We start from the raw sequence: 16,905 nt of genomic DNA, 5'->3' as shown, positions 1-16,905 counted from the left end.
TTCAACCCACTACAGTTGACAAAGAGCCTAAAAAGCTTGATATTATGCGTTTTATCAGAGAAAGACTTTCTGAATGTTCACCTCAAATTGAGTTTTTCCAACATTCTTTCAATCACTATTCCAGCTAGTTTCCGACTCGTCTAAACTTTGCTTATCTTAACTGAGCAAGAATAGCTTTGAGTTTCTCAATCAACTCATCTTCTGTGTGGTCAGACTCTTTCTCATTGGCTAGGAAGGCAACTGCTTGAGCGAGAGCTTCTCGTGCTTGGTCGAGAACTTTGGCATCTACACTTGTAAGGTCGCTTTCTTGCAGAACCTTAGTCAATTCCTTGGTCAATTTCTTAAGCTCTGACTCTTTCTTACGACGCGCGATGAGGAAGAGAAGGAGACCAAGAAGGGCAAGTAGGCTGCCAATCATGGTACCGTATGGAAGATGACCTTGCTCTTTGCTTGGTTCTTTCGTTTCTTCTTCATCCTTAGTCGCTTGCTTGCCTTTCAAGGATTCGAGGGCTTCTTTGATCTTGGCAGTCATCTCTTTCAAGCCTACCTCTGTCAAGTCAGCATTTCTAAGGGCTGCTTGACCCTCTCCGAGAATGACCTTCGCAGCGTCGATAACAGATTGATCAATACCATCCAAGTCTTTCAAACGAGTTTCCAAGTCTTGAATCAAATCACTTAAGACGGATTTATCAACCTGTTTCTCTTGACTCGATTGAGCGCCTCCAGCAAAAGCTACACTTCTACGGCTACGGGTTGGTGGTGTCACACTGATGCTAGTGTTGCCACCATTGTTAGTGTTACCACCGGTGTTGGTGTTGCCACCGTTATTAGTGTTACCACCATTGTTGGTGTTGCCACCAGCGTTAGTGTTGCCACCATTGTTGGTGTTGCCACCAGCGTTAGTGTTGCCACCATTGTTAGTGTTGCCACCGGTGTTAGTGTTGCCACCATTGTTGGTGTTACCACCGGTGTTAGTGTTGCCATCCGTGTTGGTGTTACCACCGGTGTTGGTGTTACCACCATTGTTAGTGTTGCCACCATTACCTGGTGTGGATGAGTTTCCTTGGTTAATACGAGTAGAAAGATCTTCAAGAATTTTATCGAGGGCGTTTAAGCCGTCTTGCTTAGCCTGATTAACCGCTTCTTGGTCACCTGCTTGGTCAATGGCGGTCTTAGCTTTTTCTGCTTCCTCATTAACCTTCGCTTTGGCGGTCTTCTTCTCTGCTTCCGTCAAGTCTGGATTGTTGCCGATGGCAGTCGTCTTCTCAGAAGCTTTGTCGGCAATCGCTTGTTTTTGACCCTCGCGTCCGATTGGGTTCAGACCATTAAGGGTGTTTAAGCCGTTTTGCTTAGCCTGATTAACCGCTCTTTGGTCACCTGCTCGGTCAATGGCGGTCTTAGCTTTTTCTGCTTCCTCATTAACCTTCGCTTTGGCGGTCTTCTTCTCTGCTTCCGTCAAGTCTGGATTGTTGCCGATGGCAGTCGTCTTCTCAGAAGCTTTGTCGGCAATCGCTTGTTTTTGACCCTCGCGTCCGATTGGGTTCAGACCATTAAGGGCGTTTAAGCCGTCTTGCTTAGCCTGATTAACCGCTTCTTGGTCACCTGCTTGGTCAATGGCGGTCTTAGCTTTTTCTGCTTCCTCATTAACCTTCGCTTTGGCGGTCTTCTTCTCTGCTTCCGTCAAGTCTGGATTGTTGCCGATGGCAGTCGTCTTCTCAGAAGCTTTGTCGGCAATCGCTTGTTTTTGACCCTCGCGTCCGATTGGGTTCAGACCATTAAGGGCGTTTAAGCCGTCTTGCTTAGCCTGATTAACCGCTTCTTGGTCACCTGCTTGGTCAATGGCGGTCTTAGCTTTTTCTGCTTCCTCATTAACCTTCGCTTTGGCGGTCTTCTTCTCTGCTTCCGTCAAGTCTGGATTGTTGCCGATGGCAGTCGTCTTCTCAGAAGCTTTGTCGGCAATCGCTTGTTTTTGACCCTCGCGTCCGATTGGGTTCAGACCATTAAGGGCGTTTAAGCCGTCTTGCTTAGCCTGATTAACCGCTTCTTGGTCACCTGCTTGGTCAATGGCGGTCTTAGCTTTTTCTGCTTCCTCATTAACCTTCGCTTTGGCGGTCTTCTTCTCTGCTTCCGTCAAGTCTGGATTGTTGCCGATGGCAGTCGTCTTCTCAGAAGCTTTGTCGGCAATCGCTTGTTTTTGACCCTCGCGTCCGATTGGGTTCAGACCATTAAGGGCGTTTAAGCCGTCTTGCTTAGCCTGATTAACCGCTTCTTGGTCACCTGCTTGGTCAATGGCGGTCTTAGCTTTTTCTGCTTCCTCATTAACCTTCGCTTTGGCGGTCTTCTTCTCTGCTTCCGTCAAGTCTGGATTGTTGCCGATGGCAGTCGTCTTCTCAGAAGCTTTGTCGGCAATCGCTTGTTTTTGACCCTCGCGTCCGATTGGGTTCAGACCATTAAGGGCGTTTAAGCCGTCTTGCTTAGCCTGATTAACCGCTTCTTGGTCACCTGCTTGGTCAATGGCGGTCTTAGCTTTTTCTGCTTCCTCATTAACCTTCGCTTTGGCGGTCTTCTTCTCTGCTTCCGTCAAGTCTGGATTGTTGCCGATGGCAGTCGTCTTCTCAGAAGCTTTGTCGGCAATCGCTTGTTTTTGACCCTCGCGTCCGATTGGGTTCAGACCATTAAGGGCGTTTAAGCCGTCTTGCTTAGCCTGATTAACCGCTCTTTGGTCACCTGCTCGGTCAATGGCGGTCTTAGCTTTTTCTGCTTCCTCATTAACCTTCGCTTTGGCGGTCTTCTTCTCTGCTTCCGTTAAGTCTGGATTGTTGCCGATGGCAGTCGTCTTCTCAGAAGCTTTGTCGGCAATCGCTTGTTTTTGACCCTCGCGTCCGATTGGGTTCAGACCATTAAGGGCGTTTAAGCCGTCTTGCTTAGCCTGATTAACCGCTTCTTGGTCACCTGCTTGGTCAATGGCGGTCTTAGCTTTTTCTGCTTCCTCATTAACCTTCGCTTTGGCGGTCTTCTTCTCTGCTTCCGTCAAGTCTGGATTGTTGCCGATGGCAGTCGTCTTCTCAGAAGCTTTGTCGGCAATCGCTTGTTTTTGACCCTCGCGTCCGATTGGGTTCAGACCATTAAGGGCGTTTAAGCCGTCTTGCTTAGCCTGATTAACCGCTTCTTGGTCACCTGCTTGGTCAATGGCGGTCTTAGCTTTTTCTGCTTCCTCATTAACCTTCGCTTTGGCGGTCTTCTTCTCTGCTTCCGTCAAGTCTGGATTGTTGCCGATGGCAGTCGTCTTCTCAGAAGCTTTGTCGGCAATCGCTTGTTTTTGACCCTCGCGTCCGATTGGGTTCAGACCATTAAGGGCGTTTAAGCCGTCTTGCTTAGCCTGATTAACCGCTTCTTGGTCACCTGCTTGGTCAATGGCGGTCTTAGCTTTTTCTGCTTCCTCATTAACCTTCGCTTTGGCGGTCTTCTTCTCTGCTTCCGTCAAGTCTGGATTGTTGCCGATGGCAGTCGTCTTCTCAGAAGCTTTGTCGGCAATCGCTTGTTTTTGACCCTCGCGTCCGATTGGGTTCAGACCATTAAGGGCGTTTAAGCCGTCTTGCTTAGCCTGATTAACCGCTTCTTGGTCACCTGCTTGGTCAATGGCGGTCTTAGCTTTTTCTGCTTCCTCATTAACCTTCGCTTTGGCGGTCTTCTTCTCTGCTTCCGTCAAGTCTGGATTGTTGCCGATGGCAGTCGTCTTCTCAGAAGCTTTGTCGGCAATCGCTTGTTTTTGACCCTCGCGTCCGATTGGGTTCAGACCATTAAGGGCGTTTAAGCCGTCTTGCTTAGCCTGATTAACCGCTTCTTGGTCACCTGCTTGGTCAATGGCGGTCTTAGCTTTTTCTGCTTCCTCATTAACCTTCGCTTTGGCGGTCTTCTTCTCTGCTTCCGTCAAGTCTGGATTGTTGCCGATGGCAGTCGTCTTCTCAGAAGCTTTGTCGGCAATCGCTTGTTTTTGACCCTCGCGTCCGATTGGGTTCAGACCATTAAGGGCGTTTAAGCCGTCTTGCTTAGCCTGATTAACCGCTTCTTGGTCACCTGCTTGGTCAATGGCGGTCTTAGCTTTTTCTGCTTCCTCATTAACCTTCGCTTTGGCGGTCTTCTTCTCTGCTTCCGTCAAGTCTGGATTGTTGCCGATGGCAGTCGTCTTCTCAGAAGCTTTGTCGGCAATCGCTTGTTTTTGACCCTCGCGTCCGATTGGGTTCAGACCATTAAGGGTGTTTAAGCCGTTTTGCTTAGCCTGATTAACCGCTCTTTGGTCACCTGCTCGGTCAATGGCGGTCTTAGCTTTTTCTGCTTCCTCATTAACCTTCGCTTTGGCGGTCTTCTTCTCTGCTTCCGTTAAGTCTGGATTGTTGCCGATGGCAGTCGTCTTCTCAGAAGCTTTGTCGGCAATCGCTTGTTTTTGACCCTCGCGTCCGATTGGGTTCAGACCATTAAGGGCGTTTAAGCCGTCTTGCTTAGCCTGATTAACCGCTCTTTGGTCACCTGCTCGGTCAATGGCGGTCTTAGCTTTTTCTGCTTCCTCATTAACCTTCGCTTTGGCGGTCTTCTTCTCTGCTTCCGTTAAGTCTGGATTGTTGCCGATGGCAGTCGTCTTCTCAGAAGCTTTGTCGGCAATCGCTTGTTTTTGACCCTCGCGTCCGATTGGGTTCAGACCATTAAGGGTGTTTAAGCCGTTTTGCTTAGCCTGATTAACCGCTCTTTGGTCACCTGCTCGGTCAATGGCGGTCTTAGCTTTTTCTGCTTCCTCATTAACCTTCGCTTTGGCGGTCTTCTTCTCTGCTTCCGTTAAGTCTGGATTGTTGCCGATGGCAGTCGTCTTCTCAGAAGCTTTGTCGGCAATCGCTTGTTTTTGACCCTCGCGTCCGATTGGGTTCAGACCATTAAGGGTGTTTAAGCCGTTTTGCTTAGCCTGATTAACCGCTCTTTGGTCACCTGCTCGGTCAATGGCGGTCTTAGCTTTTTCTGCTTCCTCATTAACCTTCGCTTTGGCGGTCTTCTTCTCTGCTTCCGTTAAGTCTGGATTGTTGCCGATGGCAGTCGTCTTCTCAGAAGCTTTGTCGGCAATCGCTTGTTTTTGACCCTCGCGTCCGATTGGGTTCAGACCATTAAGGGTGTTTAAGCCGTTTTGCTTAGCCTGATTAACCGCTCTTTGGTCACCTGCTCGGTCAATGGCGGTCTTAGCTTTTTCTGCTTCCTCATTAACCTTCGCTTTGGCGGTCTTCTTCTCTGCTTCCGTTAAGTCTGGATTGTTGCCGATGGCAGTCGTCTTCTCAGAAGCTTTGTCGGCAATCGCTTGTTTTTGACCCTCGCGTCCGATTGGGTTCAGACCATTAAGGGTGTTTAAGCCGTTTTGCTTAGCCTGATTAACCGCTCTTTGGTCACCTGCTCGGTCAATGGCGGTCTTAGCTTTTTCTGCTTCCTCATTAACCTTCGCTTTGGCGGTCTTCTTCTCTGCTTCCGTTAAGTCTGGATTGTTGCCGATGGCAGTCGTCTTCTCAGAAGCTTTGTCGGCAATCGCTTGTTTTTGACCCTCGCGTCCGATTGGGTTCAGACCATTAAGGGTGTTTAAGCCGTTTTGCTTAGCCTGATTAACCGCTCTTTGGTCACCTGCTCGGTCAATGGCGGTCTTAGCTTTTTCTGCTTCCTCATTAACCTTCGCTTTGGCGGTCTTCTTCTCTGCTTCCGTTAAGTCTGGATTGTTGCCGATGGCAGTCGTCTTCTCAGAAGCTTTGTCGGCAATCGCTTGTTTTTGACCCTCGCGTCCGATTGGGTTCAGACCATTAAGGGTGTTTAAGCCGTTTTGCTTAGCCTGATTAACCGCTCTTTGGTCACCTGCTCGGTCAATGGCGGTCTTAGCTTTTTCTGCTTCCTCATTAACCTTCGCTTTGGCGGTCTTCTTCTCTGCTTCCGTTAAGTCTGGATTGTTGCCGATGGCAGTCGTCTTCTCAGAAGCTTTGTCGGCAATCGCTTGTTTTTGACCCTCGCGTCCGATTGGGTTCAGACCATTAAGGGTGTTTAAGCCGTTTTGCTTAGCCTGATTAACCGCTCTTTGGTCACCTGCTCGGTCAATGGCGGTCTTAGCTTTTTCTGCTTCCTCATTAACCTTCGCTTTGGCGGTCTTCTTCTCTGCTTCCGTTAAGTCTGGATTGTTGCCGATGGCAGTCGTCTTCTCAGAAGCTTTGTCGGCAATCGCTTGTTTTTGACCCTCGCGTCCGATTGGGTTCAGACCATTAAGGGTGTTTAAGCCGTTTTGCTTAGCCTGATTAACCGCTCTTTGGTCACCTGCTCGGTCAATGGCGGTCTTAGCTTTTTCTGCTTCCTCATTAACCTTCGCTTTGGCGGTCTTCTTCTCTGCTTCCGTCAAGTCTGGATTGTTGCCGATGGCAGTCGTCTTCTCAGAAGCTTTGTCGGCAATCGCTTGTTTTTGACCCTCGCGTCCGATTGGGTTCAGACCATTAAGGGTGTTTAAGCCGTTTTGCTTAGCCTGATTAACCGCTTCTTGGTCACCTGCTTGGTCAATGGCGGTCTTAGCTTTTTCTGCTTCCTCATTAACCTTCGCTTTGGCGGTCTTCTTCTCTGCTTCCGTCAAGTCTGGATTGTTGCCGATGGCAGTCGTCTTCTCAGAAGCTTTGTCGGCAATCGCTTGTTTTTGACCCTCGCGTCCGATTGGGTTCAGACCATTAAGGGCGTTTAAGCCGTCTTGCTTAGCCTGATTAACCGCTTCTTGGTCACCTGCTTGGTCAATGGCGGTCTTAGCTTTTTCTGCTTCCTCATTAACCTTCGCTTTGGCGGTCTTCTTCTCTGCTTCCGTCAAGTCTGGATTGTTGCCGATGGCAGTCGTCTTCTCAGAAGCTTTGTCGGCAATCGCTTGTTTTTGACCCTCGCGTCCGATTGGGTTCAGACCATTAAGGGCGTTTAAGCCGTCTTGCTTAGCCTGATTAACCGCTTCTTGGTCACCTGCTTGGTCAATGGCGGTCTTAGCTTTTTCTGCTTCCTCATTAACCTTCGCTTTGGCGGTCTTCTTCTCTGCTTCCGTCAAGTCTGGATTGTTGCCGATGGCAGTCGTCTTCTCAGAAGCTTTGTCGGCAATCGCTTGTTTTTGACCCTCGCGTCCGATTGGGTTCAGACCATTAAGGGCGTTTAAGCCGTCTTGCTTAGCCTGATTAACCGCTTCTTGGTCACCTGCTTGGTCAATGGCGGTCTTAGCTTTTTCTGCTTCCTCATTAACCTTCGCTTTGGCGGTCTTCTTCTCTGCTTCCGTCAAGTCTGGATTGTTGCCGATGGCAGTCGTCTTCTCAGAAGCTTTGTCGGCAATCGCTTGTTTTTGACCCTCGCGTCCGATTGGGTTCAGACCATTAAGGGTGTTTAAGCCGTTTTGCTTAGCCTGATTAACCGCTTCTTGGTCACCTGCTTGGTCAATGGCGGTCTTAGCTTTTTCTGCTTCCTCATTAACCTTCGCTTTGGCGGTCTTCTTCTCTGCTTCCGTCAAGTCTGGATTGTTGCCGATGGCAGTCGTCTTCTCAGAAGCTTTGTCGGCAATCGCTTGTTTTTGACCCTCGCGTCCGATTGGGTTCAGACCATTAAGGGTGTTTAAGCCGTTTTGCTTAGCCTGATTAACCGCTCTTTGGTCACCTGCTCGGTCAATGGCGGTCTTAGCTTTTTCTGCTTCCTCATTAACCTTCGCTTTGGCGGTCTTCTTCTCTGCTTCCGTCAAGTCTGGATTGTTGCCGATGGCAGTCGTCTTCTCAGAAGCTTTGTCGGCAATCGCTTGTTTTTGACCCTCGCGTCCGATTGGGTTCAGACCATTAAGGGTGTTTAAGCCGTTTTGCTTAGCCTGATTAACCGCTCTTTGGTCACCTGCTCGGTCAATGGCGGTCTTAGCTTTTTCTGCTTCCTCATTAACCTTCGCTTTGGCGGTCTTCTTCTCTGCTTCCGTTAAGTCTGGATTGTTGCCGATGGCAGTCGTCTTCTCAGAAGCTTTGTCGGCAATCGCTTGTTTTTGACCCTCGCGTCCGATTGGGTTCAGACCATTAAGGGCGTTTAAGCCGTCTTGCTTAGCCTGATTAACCGCTCTTTGGTCACCTGCTCGGTCAATGGCGGTCTTAGCTTTTTCTGCTTCCTCATTAACCTTCGCTTTGGCGGTCTTCTTCTCTGCTTCCGTTAAGTCTGGATTGTTGCCGATGGCAGTCGTCTTCTCAGAAGCTTTGTCGGCAATCGCTTGTTTTTGACCCTCGCGTCCGATTGGGTTCAGACCATTAAGGGTGTTTAAGCCGTTTTGCTTAGCCTGATTAACCGCTCTTTGGTCACCTGCTCGGTCAATGGCGGTCTTAGCTTTTTCTGCTTCCTCATTAACCTTCGCTTTGGCGGTCTTCTTCTCTGCTTCCGTTAAGTCTGGATTGTTGCCGATGGCAGTCGTCTTCTCAGAAGCTTTGTCGGCAATCGCTTGTTTTTGACCCTCGCGTCCGATTGGGTTCAGACCATTAAGGGTGTTTAAGCCGTTTTGCTTAGCCTGATTAACCGCTCTTTGGTCACCTGCTCGGTCAATGGCGGTCTTAGCTTTTTCTGCTTCCTCATTAACCTTCGCTTTGGCGGTCTTCTTCTCTGCTTCCGTTAAGTCTGGATTGTTGCCGATGGCAGTCGTCTTCTCAGAAGCTTTGTCGGCAATCGCTTGTTTTTGACCCTCGCGTCCGATTGGGTTCAGACCATTAAGGGTGTTTAAGCCGTTTTGCTTAGCCTGATTAACCGCTCTTTGGTCACCTGCTCGGTCAATGGCGGTCTTAGCTTTTTCTGCTTCCTCATTAACCTTCGCTTTGGCGGTCTTCTTCTCTGCTTCCGTTAAGTCTGGATTGTTGCCGATGGCAGTCGTCTTCTCAGAAGCTTTGTCGGCAATCGCTTGTTTTTGACCCTCGCGTCCGATTGGGTTCAGACCATTAAGGGTGTTTAAGCCGTTTTGCTTAGCCTGATTAACCGCTCTTTGGTCACCTGCTCGGTCAATGGCGGTCTTAGCTTTTTCTGCTTCCTCATTAACCTTCGCTTTGGCGGTCTTCTTCTCTGCTTCCGTTAAGTCTGGATTGTTGCCGATGGCAGTCGTCTTCTCAGAAGCTTTGTCGGCAATCGCTTGTTTTTGACCCTCGCGTCCGATTGGGTTCAGACCATTAAGGGTGTTTAAGCCGTTTTGCTTAGCCTGATTAACCGCTCTTTGGTCACCTGCTCGGTCAATGGCGGTCTTAGCTTTTTCTGCTTCCTCATTAACCTTCGCTTTGGCGGTCTTCTTCTCTGCTTCCGTCAAGTCTGGATTGTTGCCGATGGCAGTCGTCTTCTCAGAAGCTTTGTCGGCAATCGCTTGTTTTTGACCCTCGCGTCCGATTGGGTTCAGACCATTAAGGGTGTTTAAGCCGTTTTGCTTAGCCTGATTAACCGCTCTTTGGTCACCTGCTCGGTCAATGGCGGTCTTAGCTTTTTCTGCTTCCTCATTAACCTTCGCTTTGGCGGTCTTCTTCTCTGCTTCCGTTAAGTCTGGATTGTTGCCGATGGCAGTCGTCTTCTCAGAAGCTTTGTCGGCAATCGCTTGTTTTTGACCCTCGCGTCCGATTGGGTTCAGACCATTAAGGGTGTTTAAGCCGTTTTGCTTAGCCTGATTAACCGCTCTTTGGTCACCTGCTCGGTCAATGGCGGTCTTAGCTTTTTCTGCTTCCTCATTAACCTTCGCTTTGGCGGTCTTCTTCTCTGCTTCCGTTAAGTCTGGATTGTTGCCGATGGCAGTCGTCTTCTCAGAAGCTTTGTCGGCAATCGCTTGTTTTTGACCCTCGCGTCCGATTGGGTTCAGACCATTAAGGGTGTTTAAGCCGTTTTGCTTAGCCTGATTAACCGCTCTTTGGTCACCTGCTCGGTCAATGGCGGTCTTAGCTTTTTCTGCTTCCTCATTAACCTTCGCTTTGGCGGTCTTCTTCTCTGCTTCCGTTAAGTCTGGATTGTTGCCGATGGCAGTCGTCTTCTCAGAAGCTTTGTCGGCAATCGCTTGTTTTTGACCCTCGCGTCCGATTGGGTTCAGACCATTAAGGGTGTTTAAGCCGTTTTGCTTAGCCTGATTAACCGCTCTTTGGTCACCTGCTCGGTCAATGGCGGTCTTAGCTTTTTCTGCTTCCTCATTAACCTTCGCTTTGGCGGTCTTCTTCTCTGCTTCCGTCAAGTCTGGATTGTTGCCGATGGCAGTCGTCTTCTCAGAAGCTTTGTCGGCAATCGCTTGTTTTTGACCCTCGCGTCCGATTGGGTTCAGACCATTAAGGGTGTTTAAGCCGTTTTGCTTAGCCTGATTAACCGCTCTTTGGTCACCTGCTCGGTCAATGGCGGTCTTAGCTTTTTCTGCTTCCTCATTAACCTTCGCTTTGGCGGTCTTCTTCTCTGCTTCCGTTAAGTCTGGATTGTTGCCGATGGCAGTCGTCTTCTCAGAAGCTTTGTCGGCAATCGCTTGTTTTTGACCCTCGCGTCCGATTGGGTTCAGACCATTAAGGGTGTTTAAGCCGTTTTGCTTAGCCTGATTAACCGCTCTTTGGTCACCTGCTCGGTCAATGGCGGTCTTAGCTTTTTCTGCTTCCTCATTAACCTTCGCTTTGGCGGTCTTCTTCTCTGCTTCCGTTAAGTCTGGATTGTTGCCGATGGCAGTCGTCTTCTCAGAAGCTTTGTCGGCAATCGCTTGTTTTTGACCCTCGCGTCCGATTGGGTTCAGACCATTAAGGGTGTTTAAGCCGTTTTGCTTAGCCTGATTAACCGCTCTTTGGTCACCTGCTCGGTCAATGGCGGTCTTAGCTTTTTCTGCTTCCTCATTAACCTTCGCTTTGGCGGTCTTCTTCTCTGCTTCCGTTAAGTCTGGATTGTTGCCGATGGCAGTCGTCTTCTCAGAAGCTTTGCGTGTGACTTCTTGCTTAGGCAATTCTCTCCCTACTGGGTTAACACCCCTAATATCACTCAAGCCTTGTTGTAGGGAATTCTCGACTTCACCGATATTCTGAGCTTTATTGATTCCATCTGTAGCTCGTCTTGCAAATGTGTTTACTTTTGCAGTCTCGCCATTTTGTTCCACTTGGGACAAATTTCCATTGCTAGTAATACTATTATTTTTATCTCTTTTTGCTTGCTCTATTTGTTGAAGAGCATCATCTTTGAATTCCGAAGTAGTTCTAGAGTGCCATTGGTTTAAAAGGAATACCTCTCGTCCATATTGCCCACGCAATCCAGCTGCATAATCTAGTTTACCAAGATCTGTATTTCCCTCAGTTTCAAAGGTTAGCGTATAGGAACGATCTGAGTTAGGAAGTTGGAAGTAATACAACGCTGCATTAGCATCTTTTTTAATATTTTCTAGCTTTTCATTGGATATAGCTTGATTTTCCTGACTTTCAAATCGTCTTTCATAAGGATTAGCATCATAGCGACGCCCTCTGGCTAATTCTTCTAAATTGTTACGCGGAAAAGTCGCAGGTCCAAATTCCCTAGGTAGACGACTATTTGTAATAGTTCCTTTCGTTACATCTCCTAACCCTATATTTGCATTCTTTAATTTTTCTACCAAATCTTGACCATCTTGAGCCGGAGCATATGTTCCCCCGCCATTGTTACGATAACTGATTCCTATAGTATTCGTTTTAACGGTTTGCCCTGATGGGACAGTGAACCACACTTCTGTGTGACCTGGAAGTGTCCTGTGATTATCTTTATTGATTTCAATTGTCCATAAAAAACCTTTAGTAGTAGGCTTTACTGTGACGTTTAGATACTTATATCCGTCTTTAATATATGCCGTAGCTTCATTTCTCGGACGTCTATCTGAGAAGAATACATAAGTATACTTATCGTAAGGAGAATGATTTTTGTCGCCCGTCCTCTCAAAGTAACTTTCTCTAGCTGTTAGAAAGTCCTCAGAGTAGTTTTCGCCAGCTCTTGCCGCCCTTGCAGATCTTCCACTATAGTTAGCGCTACGAAAATCAGAGTAGCCACCATCACGTGGTTGTGGAGTTACTCCTCCAGCTGTAGTCTCTTCTCCATATTTTTCTTCCAGCACTCCTTCGATGAGGTCTCGGGATTTTTTCAGGTCGACTAGGGCAGCGGCAAAATCTTCTTGGCTGATGGTATCACCTTTAGAAAAGGCTTCATTAAACTTATCAGCTGCTGCTTTTGCTGCTTGGATTTTATCTTCCGACGCTCCGTACCGTCGAAGCTCCTTGGTAATATCCTCCAATTCCTTTTTTAGTCCATAGACGCCGTTTTCACCGTCTGTCGTATTAGTGTAGGTTGGGAGTTCTCGTGGAGTAGATTGAGAGTTGGCTTCAGAAGCTGCTTCCTTTCTTCCATCAGTTGAACTAACTTGGTTTGCAACTGCTCCAGGCTCGATTGTTCCCCCTCTTTTACGACGCTTTCCACCAGTTGCTTGCTCAGTTGCAGTTCCGTTTGGTTCGACAAGCTTATTATTTGTCGGACTTGCTTCACCCAAGTCTGTCAATTTTGGTAGCGATGGCTCCAAGGCTTGATTGACACGGCTCGTCAGTTCTTCCATCAGTCTTACTTGCTCATCAACCTGCGCTTGCGTCGCTTTTGGATCTTCCAAAACTGCCTTAGCTGCTGCTAGACCTGCTTCCACTTCATCGTGGAGCGCTTTCATGGAGCTAAGAGTTAGTTTTTCCAACAAAGCTTGCAGATTGCCTTGGAGTGATTTAGCTTCTGTCGTTTTAGTGGCAGATGTGGGCTGGTCTTGCTCTTTTACTGCTCCTCCTTGAGAAGTTTCTTGAGCAGCTGGTTTCGTCTCTGGTTTGGTCGGAGCAAGGCTAGCTGTTTCCTGCCCCTTACTAGCGTCCTCGGCTTTAGTCTCTGGAGAGTTTGACTCCCCTGTAGACTGGAGCTCAGCCGACGGTTCAGTCTGAGAGACCTTCTCTGGCTCTTCCCCATCTGACTCCTGCTTATCCTTATCTGGTGTTCCAGCAGATCCAGCAACTACATCACTGGCTGTTGCCGAAGATACCGCAGGTGCCTGCGCTTGCACCCCATTTGCAAAGAACATCAGAGCCGCAACCGCAACGCTAGCAGCCCCAAAATGGTATTTACGAATGGAATAACGGAAAATTTTCTCTCCATTACCATCATTCTTTTTCTTGAACATAAGTGAATCCTTTCCTCGTCTGAGAGCTTCCCCAAGCTTAGAAAGCGCGCAAAAAGCCGACAGACGATAATATATCAACTCTATACTAACACTTCTGACATACAAATCAACCCCCTCGCTGATAGTATAGAGTTAGGAAATGCAAGAAAAAAGCGACATTATATATATATATATATATGCATAGATGTGTAAAGCCTTTTGATACAACCCATTTTTTAACAAATATACAAGAGTTATACTACATTTATATATGCTAAACATCCTCTGCGCCAATGTTACAATATTATTACATTTTGATTACACAAACATTTCAAAATATATGATAGAAGTCTGAGTATTTTATAGTAATTTCCTTCCTATCAATTAGATCAACCAGTTGAGTGTTGAATGTTGAAACACCCTAGCCTCAGCAAAGGACTATGATCAGCATTGCCTAGCCGCTAGGACGCTCCAAACCACCTATTCTAAGTCCATCACTAGCTTGGTCAGTAAGATACCTACGCTAAGGCGACGCTGACGTGGTTTGAAGAGATTTTCATTGAGTATAATTTTAACTTCTTACTTTTCATTCCTATTCCTTAAATAAAAAGCTCACTAAAAAAGTGAGCAACATTTCCAATGAGATACTTCTGTTGACGAGCGCGTCTCTCCGCCCCCTCATTGCCTTGCGAAGAGGCTTGGCGAATCGAAAGGAGGTGTTTTTTCCTGTTTTCAATTCTACTTATTTTTGTACATTTTTTTAATTTTATCAAACAAAAAAACGCAAGCCGAAGCCTGCGAAAAGTTTTTTTATAACCATTTAATTTCTTTCACATCTGTTTTACGAACTTTAGCATATTTCTTAGCGCTTGTAAAATGTAGAGTAACCGGTTTAAACATTCCACTTTTATCTCTTCGTAAACCTAAAATTGCGGATCTTTTGTTTCTATCTTCAAAAAATATGACGTCCAACTTCATAGTGTTTTTAGATAAATCTTTGGCTAGGATACAACAACTTGTTATCCTAGAATAGAAGATATCACCGATAAAACTATACAAAGATATCCTTTCTATAACATCGTTGTACATGGGATTATTTTTATATTCTTCCAAAATAAAAACACCAGCTTGAATAGCAGGTATTGTTTGACTAGCATAATCTCGTGTGATTTTGTGCAAGCCAAATAAGTGATGTAAATCAGTCAAGCAAAAATCTACTTCGAAAGTCTCTAAATGCTTATAATTCGTTGATACTTGACATGTTTTTCCATCGAATTTCTCTTGATAATCTAAAATACAATCAAGTAATTTCAACGACAAACTCCATATTTTCTCAAAATAAAAAAAGCACGGGGCAGTTCTCACTACTGCCCAAAGTGGATGATTAGAGTCGGCTTCTCTAACTCCCTATGTTGTGCTTATTAGGCTTATCGCAAGGGAACAGTTTTTAGCTCTGCCAAGCCACATAGCGTGCTTACTACTATGTGTCCATGTCTCCATGGATTGCCGAGCTGTTTAACGACGTTTTGGGAGTCGGGATAACGAGAAAAGTGATACTTTTACGTTTTTTCCAACTTAATTATGACATCTTTCTTTAAAAAAGTCAATATTTATCGCTTTCTTTAACGAAAAAAATCCCACAAGAACGAATCCTGTGGGGAGATACACATTTTAGAAAAGCTTTCCTTTATTCTATCATTTTTATTACATTTTATCATTCAGTATGATAAAATACAAGTTTTTTGACAAAATAACCAAAAACTACTCGCTATCCCCTCTCACATCACCCTACATATCGTTTGATATGCGACTGATAGTTCAGGGAAACTTCAAGGACAACTTTTCTCTCATCCCCTATGCAGGACTTACTATTTCATTTCTACTCCTATAGGCTCAATTTGACACTTTTCTTCTTCGAATTGCTCATATGCCTACTGAATAGTGAGTTCGATTTATCCAAATTTATTTTTGTCTATTTTGATGAACACTTCCACGAAGATAGTCTGAAAAAGAATCCGCCCCAATTTTCCTTCTCTTTTTAAGCATATTATTCCAGATATGATTGCCCTCTTGTTCAGTAATAAATTGCGCTTTAAACGCTTCAACCAGTATATCTCCTGTTGTCATATGTTCTAAAGAAAATTCTTCTACATATGGTTCAACATCTCTTAGATTATTACTTCCTAATATCCCATTATGCTTTTTCGCTAAGGAAATAGAAGCTGCTTCTCCCTTACCAATAACCTTGTTACTATCATGATTTCTTGTTAAATTTCTATATAATGCGTATTCTTCAGTTCCAATGTCTATGCTCACAATCTCAGCCGAACCCTTAGCTACCAACTGGTCTATCCTAGATTTTAAATGGGGGATTGTAGGTATATTGATTTCATCATACACCTCTTGTGGAATAACAATTTTACCCGAATAGAGCTTTTCTAAAAGATGTTCAGTGCCAACCCATAAAAATGCTGAAATACAATCTGTATCAATAAATACACGACTAGTCAAACGGCAACTCCCCCTCTTCATCTAGCCCATATACAATATCATATCTGAAAGCATCTAGTAGCAGTTCCTCATACTTCCCTTGAGAAATTCTGTTATTTTCTAAAAGTTGTTCAGTCGATTTAATATAGTATCCTAATACCATTTCCTTTTTACTTTCTGACAAAGGACGATATAAACTTGTATCATAGCCTAATCTTGAAGCTGTCTCTATAACACTAATATCCATATTTTTAATTTCTTCTGCATCAAGGTATCCATCATTCCGCAATCTATATAACATAGCTTTATGACTGATACCATAAAACTGACCCAATTTTATAATATCTTCTACTTCAAGATGAGTTCTATTAGCATTTTCTCTGATTTCCTCAACCATCCTATACAGTGAAGATGGGGAAATTAAAAAATAAGAAGCAAACTGATCCGCTTTTCTTTCAGTTTCATCTCCTTCACCAATCAAAATAAAACTGACTGAACTCTTCTTCACCTCATCATAATAAAGATGATACAGTTCATGTGCTAAAGAAAATCTTTGCCTTCCTAATGACATGTCTGAATTGATTACAATGAGACTGGACTGAGTTCCTTTATAACAGACTCCGCTAATATTCTTTCCGAGTCCATAAAATACCAGCGTCAAATTTTCTATCTTTTGTACCAATTTAAAAATATCTATCGGCGCTTCACCATCAGCTCCCAACTTTTTTCTAAGATTTGAAGCTTTATTACTTAAATCCATTTTATCAATCATTTATTTTGTCTCCAATAGCTGATCTATCTCAAATTGATTCAATACAATTTTATTGATTTTCGCTAAAACTTTAAGATCTTGGTCTACTATTTTATTTTTTCTAAACGATATGACACACTGTTGTTCAGCTTGTTCGCCAAACAAAAGATATTCAACCGTACAGCAAAACAGGGCAGATAGTTTCTCAATAACATCCGACGTGATATTCCTTTCACCTTTTTCCATTTTGGCAATCATGCTTTGATTCAAAGACAAATATTCAGCAATCTTATCTTGAGTAAGATTTGAAGATATTCTAAGTTCTTTTATTCTTTTTCCAACATCACATACATTTATCATATTCATACACCTCTCATAAAAAGAATAGCACACCCTTGTCATAAAGTCAATTTTTAAAATAAAAAAATTATGACAAAACAAGAAAGCAATTTATTGGTGCTGCTTAAAAATCCAAAATTGATGATAGTAA

At 45.2% G+C, this 16,905-nt stretch carries 5 protein-coding genes; all 5 read right to left on the bottom strand.

Features of this window, described 5'->3' with window-relative positions; all coding sequences use genetic code 11:
• Positions 1 to 151 precede the first annotated feature (151 nt).
• Complete coding sequence (locus tag AC6I9F_RS01715) at positions 152 to 13,195, bottom strand: DUF1542 domain-containing protein (protein ID WP_498022358.1); 13,044 nt, start codon at positions 13,193 to 13,195, stop codon at positions 152 to 154.
• A 789-nt stretch (positions 13,196 to 13,984) separates the two neighbouring features.
• On the bottom strand, positions 13,985 to 14,488 hold the full coding sequence (locus tag AC6I9F_RS01710) for a PBECR4 domain-containing protein (protein WP_173233561.1): 504 nt from the start codon (positions 14,486 to 14,488) through the stop codon (positions 13,985 to 13,987).
• Between the two features lie 648 nt (positions 14,489 to 15,136).
• On the bottom strand, positions 15,137 to 15,685 hold the full coding sequence (locus AC6I9F_RS01705; protein WP_173274581.1) for a PIN domain-containing protein: 549 nt from the start codon (positions 15,683 to 15,685) through the stop codon (positions 15,137 to 15,139).
• On the bottom strand, positions 15,678 to 16,424 hold the full coding sequence (locus AC6I9F_RS01700; protein WP_498023158.1) for an ImmA/IrrE family metallo-endopeptidase: 747 nt from the start codon (positions 16,422 to 16,424) through the stop codon (positions 15,678 to 15,680). The genes AC6I9F_RS01705 and AC6I9F_RS01700 overlap by 8 nt, the downstream gene beginning before the upstream one ends.
• Before the next feature lie 12 nt (positions 16,425 to 16,436).
• Positions 16,437 to 16,781, bottom strand: coding sequence for a helix-turn-helix domain-containing protein (locus tag AC6I9F_RS01695; RefSeq protein WP_001056000.1), 345 nt, complete (start codon positions 16,779 to 16,781; stop codon positions 16,437 to 16,439).
• Positions 16,782 to 16,905 lie beyond the last annotated feature (124 nt).

Source organism: Streptococcus nakanonensis (assembly GCF_059738785.1).
The sequence above is the reverse complement of the archived record's forward strand: the minus strand, read 5'-3'. Positions and strand labels throughout refer to the sequence as shown.